Origin of the sequence: Polaromonas sp. SP1, assembly GCF_003711205.1 — a bacterium.
In the GTDB taxonomy this organism is placed as follows: Bacteria; Pseudomonadota; Gammaproteobacteria; order Burkholderiales; family Burkholderiaceae_C; genus Polaromonas.
In genome coordinates, this window is record NZ_CP031013.1 from 4197654 (window position 1) to 4211577 (window position 13924).

At 63.0% G+C, this 13924-nt stretch carries 13 protein-coding genes; 4 read left to right on the forward strand and 9 right to left on the reverse strand.

The features are described from left to right. Position 1: 1 nt before the first annotated feature. The 5 genes from DT070_RS19745 to lgt form a co-directional block, all read right to left on the reverse strand. The gene (locus DT070_RS19745; protein WP_122956934.1) at positions 2 to 829 is read right to left on the reverse strand and encodes an enoyl-CoA hydratase/isomerase family protein; all 828 of its coding nucleotides are present in this window, start codon (positions 827 to 829) and stop codon (positions 2 to 4) included. 7 nt (positions 830 to 836) lie between these two features. Then, positions 837 to 1835, reverse strand: coding sequence for a tripartite tricarboxylate transporter substrate binding protein (locus DT070_RS19750; RefSeq protein ID WP_122956935.1), 999 nt, complete (start codon positions 1833 to 1835; stop codon positions 837 to 839). 112 nt (positions 1836 to 1947) lie between these two features. After that, the gene (locus DT070_RS19755; protein ID WP_122956936.1) at positions 1948 to 3429 is read right to left on the reverse strand and encodes a malonyl-CoA decarboxylase domain-containing protein; all 1482 of its coding nucleotides are present in this window, start codon (positions 3427 to 3429) and stop codon (positions 1948 to 1950) included. Continuing rightward, a complete protein-coding gene (locus DT070_RS19760; protein WP_122956937.1) occupies positions 3426 to 4094 on the reverse strand; it encodes a GntR family transcriptional regulator in 669 nt (222 codons plus the stop codon). The genes DT070_RS19755 and DT070_RS19760 overlap by 4 nt, the downstream gene beginning before the upstream one ends. A 466-nt stretch (positions 4095 to 4560) precedes the next feature. Next, positions 4561 to 5367, reverse strand: coding sequence for a prolipoprotein diacylglyceryl transferase (gene lgt / locus DT070_RS19765; protein WP_122956938.1), 807 nt, complete (start codon positions 5365 to 5367; stop codon positions 4561 to 4563). Positions 5368 to 5654: 287 nt separating this feature from the next. Between lgt and DT070_RS19770 the strand changes: the two genes are divergently transcribed. Then, positions 5655 to 6257, forward strand: coding sequence for a DUF4124 domain-containing protein (locus DT070_RS19770; protein ID WP_122956939.1), 603 nt, complete (start codon positions 5655 to 5657; stop codon positions 6255 to 6257). Here DT070_RS19770 and DT070_RS19775 read toward each other — a convergent pair. Then, positions 6235 to 7170, reverse strand: coding sequence for a LysR family transcriptional regulator (locus DT070_RS19775; RefSeq protein WP_122956940.1), 936 nt, complete (start codon positions 7168 to 7170; stop codon positions 6235 to 6237). The two genes, DT070_RS19770 and DT070_RS19775, sit on opposite strands and share 23 nt — an antisense overlap. 126 nt (positions 7171 to 7296) lie before the next feature. Between DT070_RS19775 and ilvD the strand changes: the two genes are divergently transcribed. Further along, positions 7297 to 8997, forward strand: coding sequence for a dihydroxy-acid dehydratase (gene ilvD / locus DT070_RS19780; RefSeq protein ID WP_122956941.1), 1701 nt, complete (start codon positions 7297 to 7299; stop codon positions 8995 to 8997). Positions 8998 to 9144: 147 nt separating this feature from the next. Here ilvD and DT070_RS19785 read toward each other — a convergent pair whose 3' ends face one another. After that, the gene (locus DT070_RS19785) at positions 9145 to 9393 is read right to left on the reverse strand and encodes a TIGR04438 family Trp-rich protein (RefSeq protein ID WP_122956942.1); all 249 of its coding nucleotides are present in this window, start codon (positions 9391 to 9393) and stop codon (positions 9145 to 9147) included. Between the two features lie 125 nt (positions 9394 to 9518). On the opposite strand from DT070_RS19785, the gene DT070_RS19790 reads away from it, so the two are divergent. Next, positions 9519 to 9833 (forward strand): c-type cytochrome, encoded by a 315-nt coding sequence (locus DT070_RS19790; protein WP_122956943.1) that lies wholly within the window; start codon positions 9519 to 9521, stop codon positions 9831 to 9833. 62 nt (positions 9834 to 9895) lie between these two features. On the opposite strand, the gene acs is transcribed toward DT070_RS19790, so the two are convergent. After that, positions 9896 to 11893 carry an acetate--CoA ligase gene (gene acs / locus DT070_RS19795; RefSeq protein ID WP_122956944.1) on the reverse strand — a complete coding sequence of 666 codons (1998 nt, stop codon included), beginning with the start codon at positions 11891 to 11893 and terminating at the stop codon, positions 9896 to 9898. Positions 11894 to 12039: 146 nt separating this feature from the next. Here acs and DT070_RS19800 point away from each other — a divergent pair, with 146 nt between their 5' ends. Beyond that, positions 12040 to 12654, forward strand: coding sequence for a YqhA family protein (locus DT070_RS19800; protein WP_122956945.1), 615 nt, complete (start codon positions 12040 to 12042; stop codon positions 12652 to 12654). An 18-nt stretch (positions 12655 to 12672) separates the two neighbouring features. Here DT070_RS19800 and nhaA read toward each other — a convergent pair whose 3' ends face one another. Then, the gene (gene nhaA / locus DT070_RS19805; protein ID WP_122956946.1) at positions 12673 to 13866 is read right to left on the reverse strand and encodes a Na+/H+ antiporter NhaA; all 1194 of its coding nucleotides are present in this window, start codon (positions 13864 to 13866) and stop codon (positions 12673 to 12675) included. Positions 13867 to 13924: the final 58 nt, after the last annotated feature.

Below are 13924 nucleotides of genomic sequence, written 5' to 3' on the forward strand. Positions count from 1 at the left end.
GTCAGGCTGTCGATGGTGATGGGAGGCCGGCGGCCGGGTTGTCAAACCGGGGCTGGCGTTTTTCAGTAAAGGCTGTCACGCCTTCCCGGTGCTCGGGCGACGCGGCGTAGCGGTAGGCGTCTGTCAGTGTGCTTGCTATCAAATCAGTAGCTGCATGCCCAATAGGGTCCTGGGCTAGAGCCCGAAATGCCTGTTTATTCAGGCGTGCGGCGCCCGGCGCCAGCGTGGCGCAGCGGTCTACATAGGCCATCGCGGCAGCGGCGGCTTCAGCCGCCGGTACTGCCTGGTTGAGGAAGCCTCGCTGCTTCATCTCGGCCGCGCCGAGCACGGCGGCCGACAGCAGCATCTCCCGCGCGGTCAGCTCGCCCGCAGCGCGCATCACCAGCGCGGCCTCGCGCGGCGCCATCGGAAAACCCAGCTTTGCGATGGGCGCGCCAAACTTCGCCGTGTCGGCCGCGACGCGAATGTCGCAGCAGCTGGCAATCTCCATTCCGGCGCCCATGCAATTGCCTTCGACCTGCGCGACGAGGGGCACATCGCAGTCCAGCATGGCCTTGAGGCCGCCCCAGACATCGCCCTCGTGAAACTCACGCAGGGCGCTTTCTTCAAACCGGAAGCCGGCGTACTCGGAAATATCGCCGCCCGCACAGAAGTGCCCGCCCTCACCCCGCACCAGCACGCAGCGCAAGGCCGCGTTGTGCTGGATGCTTCCAAACACCGCACGCAGCTCGCGCCACATGGCGCGGGACATGGCGTTGAGCTTGCCGGGATGGGACAAGGTGACGAAGGCAACAGGCCCTTTCACCTCGAGTAAGACGGCTCCGGTCATCAAGCGGTCATTCGAGTTTGGCGCCCGAGGCCTTCACCACGGCCGACCAGCGTTTGACTTCATTGCTGACAAAGGTGCCGAACTGCTGCGGCGTGAGGTTGCCGAAGTCGGCGCCGTTGTTGGCCCAGATGGCCTTGAGCTCATCCGAGGCAGAAGCCTTGCGCAGGTCTTCCACGATGCGCGCCTGCACGTCGGCCGGTGTGCCCTTGGGCGCCCATACGCCGTACCAGGTGGTCACGGTGTAATCGGGCAGGCCGAGCTCGGCGGCGCACGGCACGTCGGGGAAGGCGGGGTTGCGTTTGGCGCCGGCCACCATCAGCGCCTTGATGCGGCCACCCTTGATGTGGGCGGCAGATGAACCCAGGCCGTCAAACATCATGTCGACGTTGCCGGAGATCAGATCCTGCAGGGCCGGGCCCGCACCGCGATAAGGAATGTGCGTGATGAAGGTCTTGGTCTGCTGCTTGAACAACTCGCCGGCCAGGTGGTGCGATGTGCCGGCGCCGGCCGAGCCGTAGTTGTATTTGCCCGGCGCCTTGCGCACGGCCTCGATGAAGGCCTTGAAGTCGGCAAAGGGCATGGCGCGCGGGTTGACCACCAGCACCTGCGGCACGTTGGCCATCAGCGCCATGGGCAAAAAGTCTTTCTCGATGTCGTAGTCCAGCTTGGGGTACATCGACGGCGCAATGGTGTGGTGCACCGCGCCCATGAAGAGCGTGTAGCCGTCGGGCTGCGCCTTGGCGGCGATGCTGGCGCCCAGCGTGCCGCCGGCGCCGCCGCGGTTGTCGATGATGAGCTGCTTGCCCGTGAGCTTGGCGAACTGGGCCGACAAAGGCCGCGCAAACGCGTCGGTGCCGCCACCGGCCGGGAAGGGCACGATCATCGTCACCGGCTTGGTGGGCCAGGCCGACTGGGCGTAGCTGCCGAACGAAATCGTCGCTGCACCGGCCGCCGCGGCGCGCAAGACATCGCGCCGGGAACCGCGGGCTTCAAAATTGAATGTCATCTTTGTCTCCTGTCGTTGTTGAACTCAAAAAATAAACCACGTCAAAAAAAAGCGCCCGTGGGTCACAGCCAATGCAAATCTGCTGAAGCCCAGGGCAATCCTAAGTACACATTCAAATGTACAAATCTTCGATGTCGCCTGATACGGGGATTTCCCCCTGTGCGAGACGCGCGCGATGCCGGTCCAGGCGCTTCAGGTCGTAAAGGTAATTCACCATCAGGCCGTAGGACTGCTTCAGGCCCTTGGGCGTGGGGTCGCCGGCCCAGTTGATGCGCTCGATGCGTGCGCCGTTGCCCAGGTGGAATCGCGCGACCGGGTCCAGCGGCTTGCCCTCCTCCATCGCCCGGCCCAGATAGTGCGCCGCAAACTGCAGCAGCGTTTTGCGCACCGGGGATTTGTCGCCCAGCGACAGCGGGTCTTCAATCGCGGAGAGAAAGTGCCCGGCAGCGGGCGGCTCAAAGCCGACGGCCCGGCCCAGCGCCGTGAGGTCTTTTTCGCCCAGCTTTTGCAGCATCGCGCCGGCATTCTTGCCCAGCCAGCTGCGAAAGCCGGGGATCGGCGAGAGCGTGGCAAAGGTCTTGAGCTTGGGAAATTCTTCCTTGAGCGTTTCAACAACGCGCTTGATCAGCGAGTCGCCAAAACTCACGCCGCGCAGGCCGGATTGCGTGTTGCTGATGGAATAAAAAATCGCCGTGGTGGCGCGGCTCAGGTCCGACGGCGCGGCCAGTTCGTCAAGCAGCGGCATGATGTCGCCGGCGATCTGCTCGACCATGGCGACTTCCACAAAGATCAGCGGCACCTCAGGAAGGCGCGGGTGAAAGAAACCGTAGCAGCGCCGGTCGCTGTCGAGGCGGTTCTTCACATCGGCCCAGCCCTTGATGTCGTGCACGGCTTCGTACTTGATGAGTTTTTCAATCAGCGAGGCCGGTGAGTCCCAGGTGATGCGGCGCAGGTCGAGGAAGCCGACGTCGAACCAGGTGGAGAACATGTATTCCATCTCGACGTCGAGCGCCAGCAGGCGCTTGTCGGCCTTCAGGCTGGGCTGCATGTCGGCGCGCATGTCGACCAGGAACTGGATGCCGCCCGGGTAGACGCTGAAGCGCTGCAGCAAACGCCGGCGCGGCGACACCGTGGCGCGGCGGTAGCGCACTTCGGCCACGGCTTCTTCAGGCGTGCCGACCGCCGCGGCAAACTGCGCCTGCGCGGCCTTGACCTTTTGCGGGTTGGCGACGAACTGCTCGCTCATCAGCATCCACAAGTCGCGGCGGCGCGCAGGCGTGGCGCCCTCATACCAGGCCGCAATCTCCATGGCGCGGCGCCCGCCTTCGACCTCGCTCACGCGCGGGTCGATGATGGCCTGCAACTCCTGCAAGGTGCGGCGCAATACGCGCGGCGACAGCGCTTCGTCTTTCTGGCTCAGCGTGGCCTGCAGCCTTTCATGCGTGCTGCGCACCGGCAGCCCGGCGCCCGTTGCTATCTTTTTTGTAGCTGCCTGCGCAGGCTCCGTATTGGCTGCAGCCGTTTTTTCTGATGAAATTTTCTCGCCGGCCGTGAATCGCGAGACATTGCGGCTGAGCCATTCGGCGGCGCTCATGAGGCCACCCGCGTGCGTTGGTTGCGGGCCAGGTCGCGCAGCGCCTCGCGCTGGCGCGTGAGGTGGGTGCGCATGGCGGCTTCGGCGCCTTCGCTGTCGCGGCTTTTCAGGGCGGCAAACACCGTCATGTGTTCCGACAGGCTTTGCGCCAGTCGGCCCGGCGCGTGCAGCTGCTGCAGCCGCGCCAGCTTCAGGATCTTGCGCAGGTCGGCGATGGCCTGCGCCAGCCAGCGGTTGTCGGCCAGCATGATGATGGCCTCGTGGATGGCGAAGTTGGTGGCGTAGTAGTCGTTGATGCGGCCGGCGCTGGCGTGGCTGTTCAGGCGCTCATGCAGGTTGGTCAGCGCCACCAGGTCGGCGTCGGTGGCGTTGCGGGCGGCCTCATAGGCGCAGCGCCCTTCCAGCAGCGCAATCACCGGGAAGATGTCGTCCAGGTCTTTCTCCGTCACCTCGTTGACAAAGCAGCCGCGCCGCGGCTCGTGGCGCAGCAGCCCCTCGGACGTCAGCACCTTCAGGGCCTCGCGCAGCGGCGTGCGGGAGATTTCCAGCCGTTCGCACAAGGCCACTTCGTCCAGGAAGCTGCCGGGCGCCAGCTGGCCCGCGAAGATCTGCTCGCGCAGGGTGTCGGCGACTTCCTGGTGCAACGAACTCTGGACAAGACGCATGGCACGACCTTTTGATGGACACGAGCCGCTGAAGCGGCGGCTGATTGCTAAACCCCAATGACCGAAAAGCGGGACCCGGCAGCCGGAAACCCAATCGCTGGAAACCCCATCACTGAAAGCCCATGGCTGGCAACCCCATTACCGGGAAACCCGATAGCCAATTGCCAATTGCAGTGCAGGTGTTTGCGGCTTGATCCGACCCATAATTTCAAATAATTACGTGTAATTATGAGAACACCGAACCATTCAATCAAGAGGCCTGTGCCTGAAAACGACAGGGATAAACCCGTAGCGGGGACCGCGGGCCGCGCCTGCCCGAGGCCGGCCTCCGCAGTTCGGCTGGCTCAGGGCACTTGTCACGGCGCCTGAGCCATCCACTGATCAGGCCCTGTGCAACCCGGGAACTGGCTGCAGGAAACCCCAAACGCTATCAAATAGATAGCGAAATACCAAGGTACCGTATGGGCTAGGCGCGTTTTGAAGCCCAAACCCAGAGCCAGGCGCCGCCCGCGATCATCGGGATGCACAGCCACTGCCCCATGCTCATGCCCAGGGCGAGGATGCCGAGGAACTCGTCCGGCTCGCGGAAGAACTCGGCAATAAAGCGGAACACGCCATAACCCAGCAGGAAGGCGCCCGAAACCTGGCCCGTCTTGCGCGGCTTGCGTGCATACAGCCACAGCAACACAAACAGCAGCAGCCCTTCCATCAGGAACTGGTAAACCTGCGAGGGATGGCGCGGCTGCATGGAGCCGCTGTGCGGGAACACCATGCCCCAGGGCAGAGCCGGGTCGCTGAAGCGCCCCCAGAGCTCGCCGTTGATAAAGTTGCCGACACGCCCCGCCGCGAGCCCCGTCGGCACGCAAGGCGCCACAAAATCCATCACCTGCAGCCAGGGCCGCTGGCGGGAGCGCGCAAACCACCACTGCGACACCAGCACGCCCAGCATGCCGCCATGAAAACTCATGCCGCCTTGCCAGACAAAAAAGATCTCCAGCGGGTGCGTAAGGTAGTAGCCGGGTTTGTAAAAAAGGCAGTAGCCGAGCCGGCCACCGATCACCACGCCCATGACCCCCAGGAAGAGGATGTCTTCAATGTCCTTGCGCGACCAGGCGCCCGGGCCGGTGATGGACGCAAAGGGCTCATGGCGAAGGCGCCGTGTTGCCAGGAAGAAAAAGAGGCCGAAAGCCGCCAGATAAGTCAGGCCGTACCAGTGGATGCCGACAGGGCCGAGCTGAAGTGCGACCGGATTGATTTGGGGATGGATAAGCATGGCGGGTATTTTGCACGCAGCCCCTGAGGCTGGCCGTAGGAAGGGGCTTACGCACACAGCGTCACACCTCGTCCGGGCTTGCTGATGGTGCGGCCCGTTACGGTTGCGGTCGCTATCAATTTAATAGCAACTTACTAAGATGGGTATTGGGCTGGAGCCCGATTTGATTCATAAAATTACCTGCTTCTGGCAGGTCGCCGCTTATCGGCTAACGCAGCGCCCGCCCAGCCTGATGCCGCCCGGGCCGCGCTGGATTAGACTGCGGCCAACGCCCACCCGGAGCCACCATGCGCCACGCTTTCCGCCCCGTCCTTTTCACCGGCCTGCTGGGCCTCCTCTTCCTGCAACAGGCTGCGGCGCAGGTCTACCAATGCGTGGATGCGGGCGGCAAAAAAGTGTTTTCACAACTGCCTTGTGCATCCCAGGCCGGCAAGGAAGAAAAGCTCATCATGCGGGCACCCGCCGCTGCGGCGCCGGCAGCGCCCGCGGCTCCGGCCGATGGCACACCGTTCAAAGGCCAGCAGGGCGCGCTCTACGGCAACAGCGGCGCCGCGCCTGCGCCGAAAGACTGGGCTGCCGAGAACGCGGCAGCCAACGCACGGGCTGCCGCTGCCGAGGCATCCGCCGGCGGCTCGCGCCAGACCGTGCCTTCCGGCTTGGGCGGCCTGCGAAAGTCAACGCCCGCATCGCCCGTTGCCAGCGACAAGCAGATCATTGCCAATTGCGAAGCCAACCGCGGCGCGCGCTGCAACAGCCCGGGCGAAATCGCGCAGCGCCGCATGGAGCAGCGCGAGCTCTCGCCGGCTGAAAGGCAGCAACAGCAAAGCGCTGTGGCGGCCCGCCGGCAACGTGAGCAGGAAGAAGCCTTTAACCGGATGATTCGCCGATAAACGCCAGAAAGCGGGCCAGCGCCGGATTGGCGCTCGCGCCGGGCCAGACCAGGCTGGTTTCGCAGCCGGGCACCGCCGCCGCCTTGCTGCCAGGCACGCTGCGATACACCACGCCAGGCCGCTGAAACTGCCGCACGCTTTCGGGCACCCAGGCGACACCCAGCCCGGCCGACACCAGGTTCACGATGGTCTGCATCTGGATGGCCTCCTGCGCCACACGCGGCAGCGTGCCCGCCGCGTGGTACATCGCAAAAATCGCGTCGTAAAGCGAAGGCAGGATGCGCCGCGGGAAGATCACAAGTTGCTGCTCCAGCAAATCCTTCAGAGACAGCACTGTCTGGCTGGCGAGTTCACTTTGCTCGGGGACCGCGACCAGGAGCGGCTCCTGGCTGATGCGCCGGGATGCGAGGCCCGGCGGCGCGAAGCCTGGTGAATGCAGCATGAAGCCCGCATCGATCTCGCCGCGCTCAAATGCCTGCAGTTGCACATCACCCGTTGCCTCGATCAGCTCAAGCTGCACCTTGGGGTATTGCTCGCGAAAGGCGCGCACCCAGCGCGGCAACAAGTCAAAACCCACTGTGGAGACAAAGGCCAGCCGCAGGCGCCCGGCCTCGCCGTCGGCGCTGGCGCGCGCGTAAGCCGGCAAAGCCTGGGCGCGCGCGAGCAGGTCGCGCGCCTCGGGCACCAGGGCAGCGCCCGCGGCCGTGAGCTGCACGCTGCGCTTGGTGCGGTCAAACAGCCGCAGTTCCAGCAACAGCTCCAGTTGCGCAATGGCCTGGGTCAGGGGCGGTTGGGTCATGTTCAGGCGCTGGGCGGCGCGGCCGAAATGGAGCTCTTCGGCCACGGCCAGAAACTGGCGCCACAAACGAAGCTCGATCAAGGGGGTCTTGCGGGAATTTAGCGCATCACTCATATCCATGGCATATTAATACACCATAAATAATGGATTGGAAAGAATCAATCAAAGCACGCATACTCTGCTTTTCGACAAGACCGCCGGGGCCAATGCCCGGCAAACAACCCACCCACGAGACACCCCATGACCACCAAAACCGTCAACATCGTCGCCAACCCGCGCAGCAAAAACATCACCGAAGGCAAATCGCGCGCGCCCAACCGCTCCATGTACTACGCCATGGGCTACGAGGCGGACGACTTCAAGAAGCCGATGATCGGCGTGGCCAACGGCCACAGCACCATCACGCCCTGCAACAGCGGCCTGCAAAAGCTGGCCGACGCGGCGATTGCCGGCATTGAAGAAGCCGGCGGCAACGCGCAGGTGTTCGGCACGCCGACCATCTCCGACGGCATGGCCATGGGCACGGAAGGCATGAAGTATTCGCTGGTGAGCCGCGAAGTGATCTCGGACTGCATCGAAACCTGCGTGCAGGGCCAGTGGATGGACGGCGTGCTCGTCGTCGGCGGCTGCGACAAGAACATGCCCGGCGGTCTGATGGGCATGCTGCGCGCCAACGTGCCGTCGATCTACGTGTACGGCGGCACCATCCTGCCCGGCAGCTACAAAGGCAAGGACCTCAACATCGTCAGCGTGTTTGAAGCCGTGGGCGAAAACGCCGCCGGCCGCATGAGCGACGAAGACCTGCTGCAGATCGAGCGCCGCGCCATTCCGGGCACCGGCAGCTGCGGCGGCATGTACACGGCCAACACCATGTCCAGCGCGTTTGAAGCGCTGGGCATCTCGCTGCCCTACTCCAGCACCATGGCCAATCCGCACGACGAAAAAATGAACTCGGCCAAAGAATCGGCCAAGGTGCTCGTCGAAGCCATCAAAAAGGACATCAAGCCGCGCGACATCGTGACCAAAAAGGCGATTGAAAACGCCGTGGCCGTGATCATGGCCACCGGCGGCTCCACCAATGCCGTGCTGCATTTCCTGGCCATCGCCCACACGGCGGGCGTCGAATGGAGCATTGACGATTTCGAGCGCGTGCGCCAGCGCACGCCGGTGCTCTGCGACCTCAAGCCCTCCGGCAAATACCTCGCGGTCGACCTGCACCGCGCAGGCGGCATTCCGCAAGTGATGAAGACGCTGCTGGCCGCCGGCCTGCTGCACGGCGACTGCCTGACGATCTCGGGCCAGACCATCGCCGAGACGCTCAAGGACGTGCCCGAAGTGCCGCGCGCCGACCAGGACGTGATCCGCCCCATCAACAACCCCATGTATGCACAGGGCCACCTGGCGATCCTGAAGGGCAACCTTTCGCCCGAAGGCTGCGTGGCCAAGATCACCGGCCTGAAGAACCCCGTCATGACCGGCCCGGCCCGCGTGTTCGATGACGAGCAATCCGCGCTGGCCGCCATCCTGGCCGGCAAGATCAAGGCCGGCGACGTGATGGTGCTGCGTTACCTCGGCCCCAAGGGCGGCCCCGGCATGCCTGAAATGCTGGCCCCCACCGGCGCGCTGATTGGCGCCGGCCTGGGCGAAAGCGTCGGCCTGATCACCGACGGGCGTTTCTCCGGCGGCACCTGGGGCATGGTGGTCGGCCACGTTGCGCCCGAGGCGGCAGCGGGCGGAAACATCGCCTTCATCCACGAGGGCGACTCCATCACCATCGACTCGAAACAGCTGCTGCTGCAACTCAACATCAGCGACGCCGAACTGGAAAAACGCAAAGTCGGCTGGAAAGCACCCGCGCCGCGTTACACCCGCGGCGTGCAGGCCAAGTTTGCGTTCAACGCATCCAGCGCCAGCAAGGGCGCAGTGCTGGACGACTATTGAAATCCTGATCCCGGCACGTTAAAAAACAAAGAGCCCGTGAAGTTACAGACTTCACGGGCTCTTTGCGTTGGGATCATATTTCCGCCAGGCAAGGCGGGGTAAATTGATCTCTACAGGAAAGAGATCGGGATCACTTCAGGCAGTTTGCTATTTACGTTTCTTTTTCGCTGAAAGCATGCCCATGGCATCACGCGACTTCTCGATACGGTCCAGCCTGCGTTTTTCCATTTTTTCAACTTCCTTGCGCTTGGTGTAGCCCGACGCGTCGGCGTACCACCACCATACCGCAGCCAGTCCAAAAGGAGACAGCACGATGAGCCAGCTCCACTGTGCGACAGGATCGACCTCAAGGTACTTGAGCGCCAGCGCCACAATGCCAATCAATAAAAAATACATGCTTTTCTCCTGAAAATATCGACCCGAGCCAAGGGATATCCCCTTGAAACAAGGGTCAACCGGCACTACTACAATCACGTTAAACGACTGTAACCGAAACCATAACTTCCCCACGAGGACTCTTCATGAAACGCATTCTTTTGGTACTCGCTTCCATGGCTGCAGGTCTTGCAGTGTCAACCCCCGCCCTGGCTGACCTGCAACTGGCAACCGCCAAAAACTGCATGGCCTGCCATGCAGTCGACAAAAAGCTGGTGGGCCCTTCCTACAAGGACGTTGCCGCCAAGTACGCCGGCCAGAAAGACGCAGCTGACAAGCTCGCAGCCAAGATCATCAAAGGCGGCTCTGGCGTGTGGGGACCCGTGCCCATGCCAGCCAACGCACAGGTCAGCCCTGACGAAGCCAAGAAACTGGCCGCCTGGGTCCTGGCAACCAAATAAGCGGCTCACAAGCCCACAAAAAAGCCCGTCAATGACGGGCTTTTTTTATGCCTGTTTCAACATCACTGCTTTTCAGACAGCTGCTCAAGGATTGCAGGATTCTCAAGTGTTGATGTGTCCTGAGTAATAGCCTCACCCTTCGCAATGCCGCGCAGCAAACGGCGCATGATCTTGCCGCTCCGCGTCTTGGGCAGGTTGTCGCCGAAACGGATGTCCTTGGGCTTGGCGATGGGGCCGATTTCCTTGCCGACCCAATCGCGCAGCTCCTTGGCAATCGCCTTGGCTTCGTCGCCGGTGGGCCGTGAGCGCTTGAGCACCACGAAAGCCACAATGGCCTCGCCGGTCAGATCGTCGGGGCGGCCCACCACTGCGGCCTCGGCCACCAGGGTGGAATGCGCCACCAGCGCCGATTCGATTTCCATGGTGCCCATGCGGTGGCCCGACACGTTCAGCACATCATCGATGCGGCCGGTGATGCGGAAATAACCGTTGTCGACATTGCGCACCGCGCCGTCACCTGCGAGGTAAATCGTGCCGCCCATTTCTTCGGGGAAGTAGCTCTTCTTGAAGCGGTCCGGGTCATTCCAGATGGTGCGGATCATGGACGGCCAGGGGCGCTTGACGACCAGCATGCCGCCCGCACCGTTGGGCAGGTCCTTGCCGGTCTCGTCAACGATGGCGGTCATGATGCCGGGCAAGGGCAGCGTGCAGCTGCCGGGCACCAGCGGGGTGGCGCCGGGCAGCGGCGTGATCATGTGGCCGCCGGTTTCGGTTTGCCAGAAGGTGTCCACGATGGGGCAGCGCTCGCCGCCCACGTTTTTGTAGTACCACATCCAGGCTTCCGGGTTGATCGGCTCGCCGACCGAGCCCAGGATGCGCAGGCTGCTGAGGTCGGAGCGGGCCGGGTGCACTTTCTCATCGCCCTCGGCAGCCTTGATCAGTGAGCGTATGGCCGTCGGCGCCGTGTAGAAAATCGTGACCTTGTGTTTTTCGATCATCTGCCAGAAGCGACCTGCGTTCGGGAAGGTCGGGATGCCTTCAAAGATGATCTGCGTCGCGCCTGCCGCCAGCGGGCCGTAGGCCACATAGGTGTGGCCGGTGATCCAGCCGATGTCGGCCGTGCACCAGAACACATCGGCAGGCTGGATGTCGAAGGTCCAGTCCATCGTGAGCTTGGCCCACAGCAGGTAACCACCCGTGCTGTGCTGCACACCCTTGGGTTTGCCGGTCGAGCCTGAGGTGTAAAGAATGAACAGCGGATGCTCGGCGCCCACAAACTCGGGCTCGCACACCGGCGAAGCCTTGGCGGTGATCTCGTGCATCAGGCTGTCACGCCCGGCCACCATGTTGCAGGCGGTTGAGGTGCGCTGGTAGACGATCACGTTCTTGATCGACTCGCAGCCGCCCATGGCGATGCCTTCATCGACGATGGCCTTCAGCGGCAGCTCTTTGCCACCGCGCAACTGGTAGTTGGCAGTAATGACGGCCACGGCGCCCGCGTCCTGGATGCGCTCCTGCAGGCTCTTGGCCGAGAAGCCGCCGAACACCACCGAGTGCGTCGCGCCTATGCGCGCGCAGGCCTGCATGGCTACCACGCCTTCAACCGTCATCGGCATGTAGATGATGACGCGGTCGCCCTTCTTGATGCCCGCGCCCTTGAGTGCGCTGGCGAACTGGCTGACCTTGGCATGCAGCTCTTTGTAGGTGACGTTGGTGACCTTGCCATCGTCGCTTTCAAAAATAATGGCCTTCTTGTTTTCGACCGGCGTGCCGAGGTGGCGGTCCAGGCAGTTGTACGACGCGTTGAGTTCGCCGTCGGCAAACCATTTGTAGAACGGGGCTTTGGACTCGTCCAGGGTCTGGGTGAAGGGCTTCTTCCAGCTGAGGTTTTCACGCGCCAGACGGGCCCAAAACCCTTCGAAATCTTTTTCGGCTTCCGCGCACAAGGCCTGGTAGGCCGGCATGCCTGAAATGCGCGCGGCCTTCACGGTGGCCGGCGCCGGCGGGAAGATGCGATTTTCAACCAGGGTGGATTCGATCGCGGATGTAGGGGCGCTCATTGGTTTTGTCTCCTGTTTGTCACTGAATGCGTGGTACTGTCTTCTGCCGCACTTACAAGCCACTGACTGGCTTGAACCTTACAAATCTCCGAGTTCCGGGGCCGGCCGCCCCTCTACAATGCCGCAACTCCCCAGCTTACGCCATCATGACTGAACCAACCCTCCCCCCCGTCGCCACCAAAATCTCGCCCTTGCGCCCGCTTCCCAACCTGATTTTTGCCAGCCGCTGGCTGCAGTTGCCGCTGTACCTCGGGTTGATCGCCGCCCAGGCGGTGTATGTGGTGCATTTCCTGGTCGAGTTGTGGCACCTGATTGAAGCCGCCTTCGGCAGCCAGACGGCCCTGCAGTCGCTGATCACCAGCATTGGCTACAAAACCGCCGTCCCCGTCGTGACGCTCAACGAGACGGTCATCATGCTGGTGGTGCTGGCGCTGATCGACGTGGTGATGATTTCGAACCTGCTGATCATGGTCATCGTGGGCGGCTATGAGACCTTTGTGAGCCGCATGAACCTTGAAGGCCATCGTGACCAGCCGGAATGGCTGAGCCATGTGAACGCCTCGGTGCTGAAAGTGAAGCTGGCAACCGCCATCATCGGCATCAGTTCCATCCACCTGCTGAAGACTTTCATCAACGCCGACAACTACACCGACAAGGTCCTGATCGCGCAAACGGTGATCCACATCACCTTCCTGCTGTCAGCGATCGCCATTGCCTACACCGACAAGATCATGTCGGGCATCGCTGCGCAAAAGCACTGAACGTGCTGCGCCGGAGGGTCAATCCGGCGCCTTTTTGGCAGGGCCGCTGCGCAGCAGCATCAGCGCCCCCAACACCCCCGACAGCAGCGAGCCGCACAGCACACCCAGCTTGAGCTGCGTCTCGTACGCGGCATCCTGGCCGGAAAAGGCCAGCGCACCGATGAACAGGCTCATGGTGAAGCCCACGCCGCACAGCAGGCAGACGCCAAAGAACTGGCTCCAGCCGGCCCCTGCGGGCAGGCGCGCACCGGCAAAGCGGATCAGCAGCCAGGAGGCACCAAACACACCGACCGCCTTGCCCACCAGCAGGCCCGCGGTGATGCCCAGAGGAACGCTCTGCAGAAGCGTTGCGGGCGTAACGCCTTGAAGCGACACCCCTGCGTTGGCAAACGCAAACATCGGCAACACGGCAAATGCCACCCAGGGGTGCAGTGCATGTTCAGCGGTTTTCAGCGGCGAGCCGCCTTTGCCGTCCGACAAGGGAATCGCCAGCGCGGTAATGACACCCGCCAGCGTCGCATGAATGCCGGACTTGTAAACAAAGAGCCAGATCACCAGTCCCACGGCCACATAAGGCCCTATGGCCATCACCCTGGCCCGGTTCAAGGCCAGCAAGAGCAAGCCGCCGATGCCGGCGCCCAGCAATGCCATCACCGACAAGCCCTCGGTGTAGAAAAACGCAATGATCAGGATGGCACCCAGGTCGTCGATGATGGCGACCGCCGTCAAAAACACCTTGAGCGATGCCGGCACGCGGCTGCCCAGAAGCACCAGGATGCCCAGCGCAAAAGCGATGTCGGTGGCGGCCGGAATCGCCCAGCCGCGCATCGCGACAGGGTCGCCGGCATTGATCGCCATGTAGATAAGCGCCGGCGCCACCATGCCACCCAATGCGGCGCCTGCCGGCAAGAGCGCCTGCGCACGCGAGGCCAGCTCGCCCTCGATCAGCTCGCGCTTGATCTCCAGCCCCACCAGGAAGAAAAACACCGCCATCCACAGGTCGTTGACCCAGTGCAGCAGCGACTTGGAGAGCACCAGCAAGTCGCCGCCGACACGCAGCTCACCAGGCAGTTGCACAAACCGGTTGTAAGCCTCGCCCCAGGGCGAGTTGCTCAGGACCAGCGCCAGGGCGGCGGCCAGCGCCAGGACGACGCCCGAAAGCGACTGCGAATGGATGAACTGGTTGAGGGTGCGATGGACAAACTTGAGCATGCCCCATTGTCCCAGACACGCCGCGTGGAAAGAAGGGCTCCCAGGCCCGGCCCAGGCC

Bases quoted from the DNA above. Each gene is read 5' to 3' on its own strand.
- DT070_RS19745 (WP_122956934.1), bottom strand. From the start codon at position 829: ATGACCGGAGCCGTCTTACTCGAGGTGAAAGGGCCTGTTGCCTTCGTC.
- DT070_RS19750 (WP_122956935.1), bottom strand. From the start codon at position 1,835: ATGACATTCAATTTTGAAGCCCGCGGTTCCCGGCGCGATGTCTTGCGC.
- DT070_RS19755 (WP_122956936.1), bottom strand. From the start codon at position 3,429: ATGAGCGCCGCCGAATGGCTCAGCCGCAATGTCTCGCGATTCACGGCC.
- DT070_RS19760 (WP_122956937.1), bottom strand. From the start codon at position 4,094: ATGCGTCTTGTCCAGAGTTCGTTGCACCAGGAAGTCGCCGACACCCTG.
- lgt (WP_122956938.1), bottom strand. From the start codon at position 5,367: ATGCTTATCCATCCCCAAATCAATCCGGTCGCACTTCAGCTCGGCCCT.
- DT070_RS19770 (WP_122956939.1), top strand. From the start codon at position 5,655: ATGCGCCACGCTTTCCGCCCCGTCCTTTTCACCGGCCTGCTGGGCCTC.
- DT070_RS19775 (WP_122956940.1), bottom strand. From the start codon at position 7,170: ATGAGTGATGCGCTAAATTCCCGCAAGACCCCCTTGATCGAGCTTCGT.
- ilvD (WP_122956941.1), top strand. From the start codon at position 7,297: ATGACCACCAAAACCGTCAACATCGTCGCCAACCCGCGCAGCAAAAAC.
- DT070_RS19785 (WP_122956942.1), bottom strand. From the start codon at position 9,393: ATGTATTTTTTATTGATTGGCATTGTGGCGCTGGCGCTCAAGTACCTT.
- DT070_RS19790 (WP_122956943.1), top strand. From the start codon at position 9,519: ATGAAACGCATTCTTTTGGTACTCGCTTCCATGGCTGCAGGTCTTGCA.
- acs (WP_122956944.1), bottom strand. From the start codon at position 11,893: ATGAGCGCCCCTACATCCGCGATCGAATCCACCCTGGTTGAAAATCGC.
- DT070_RS19800 (WP_122956945.1), top strand. From the start codon at position 12,040: ATGACTGAACCAACCCTCCCCCCCGTCGCCACCAAAATCTCGCCCTTG.
- nhaA (WP_122956946.1), bottom strand. From the start codon at position 13,866: ATGCTCAAGTTTGTCCATCGCACCCTCAACCAGTTCATCCATTCGCAG.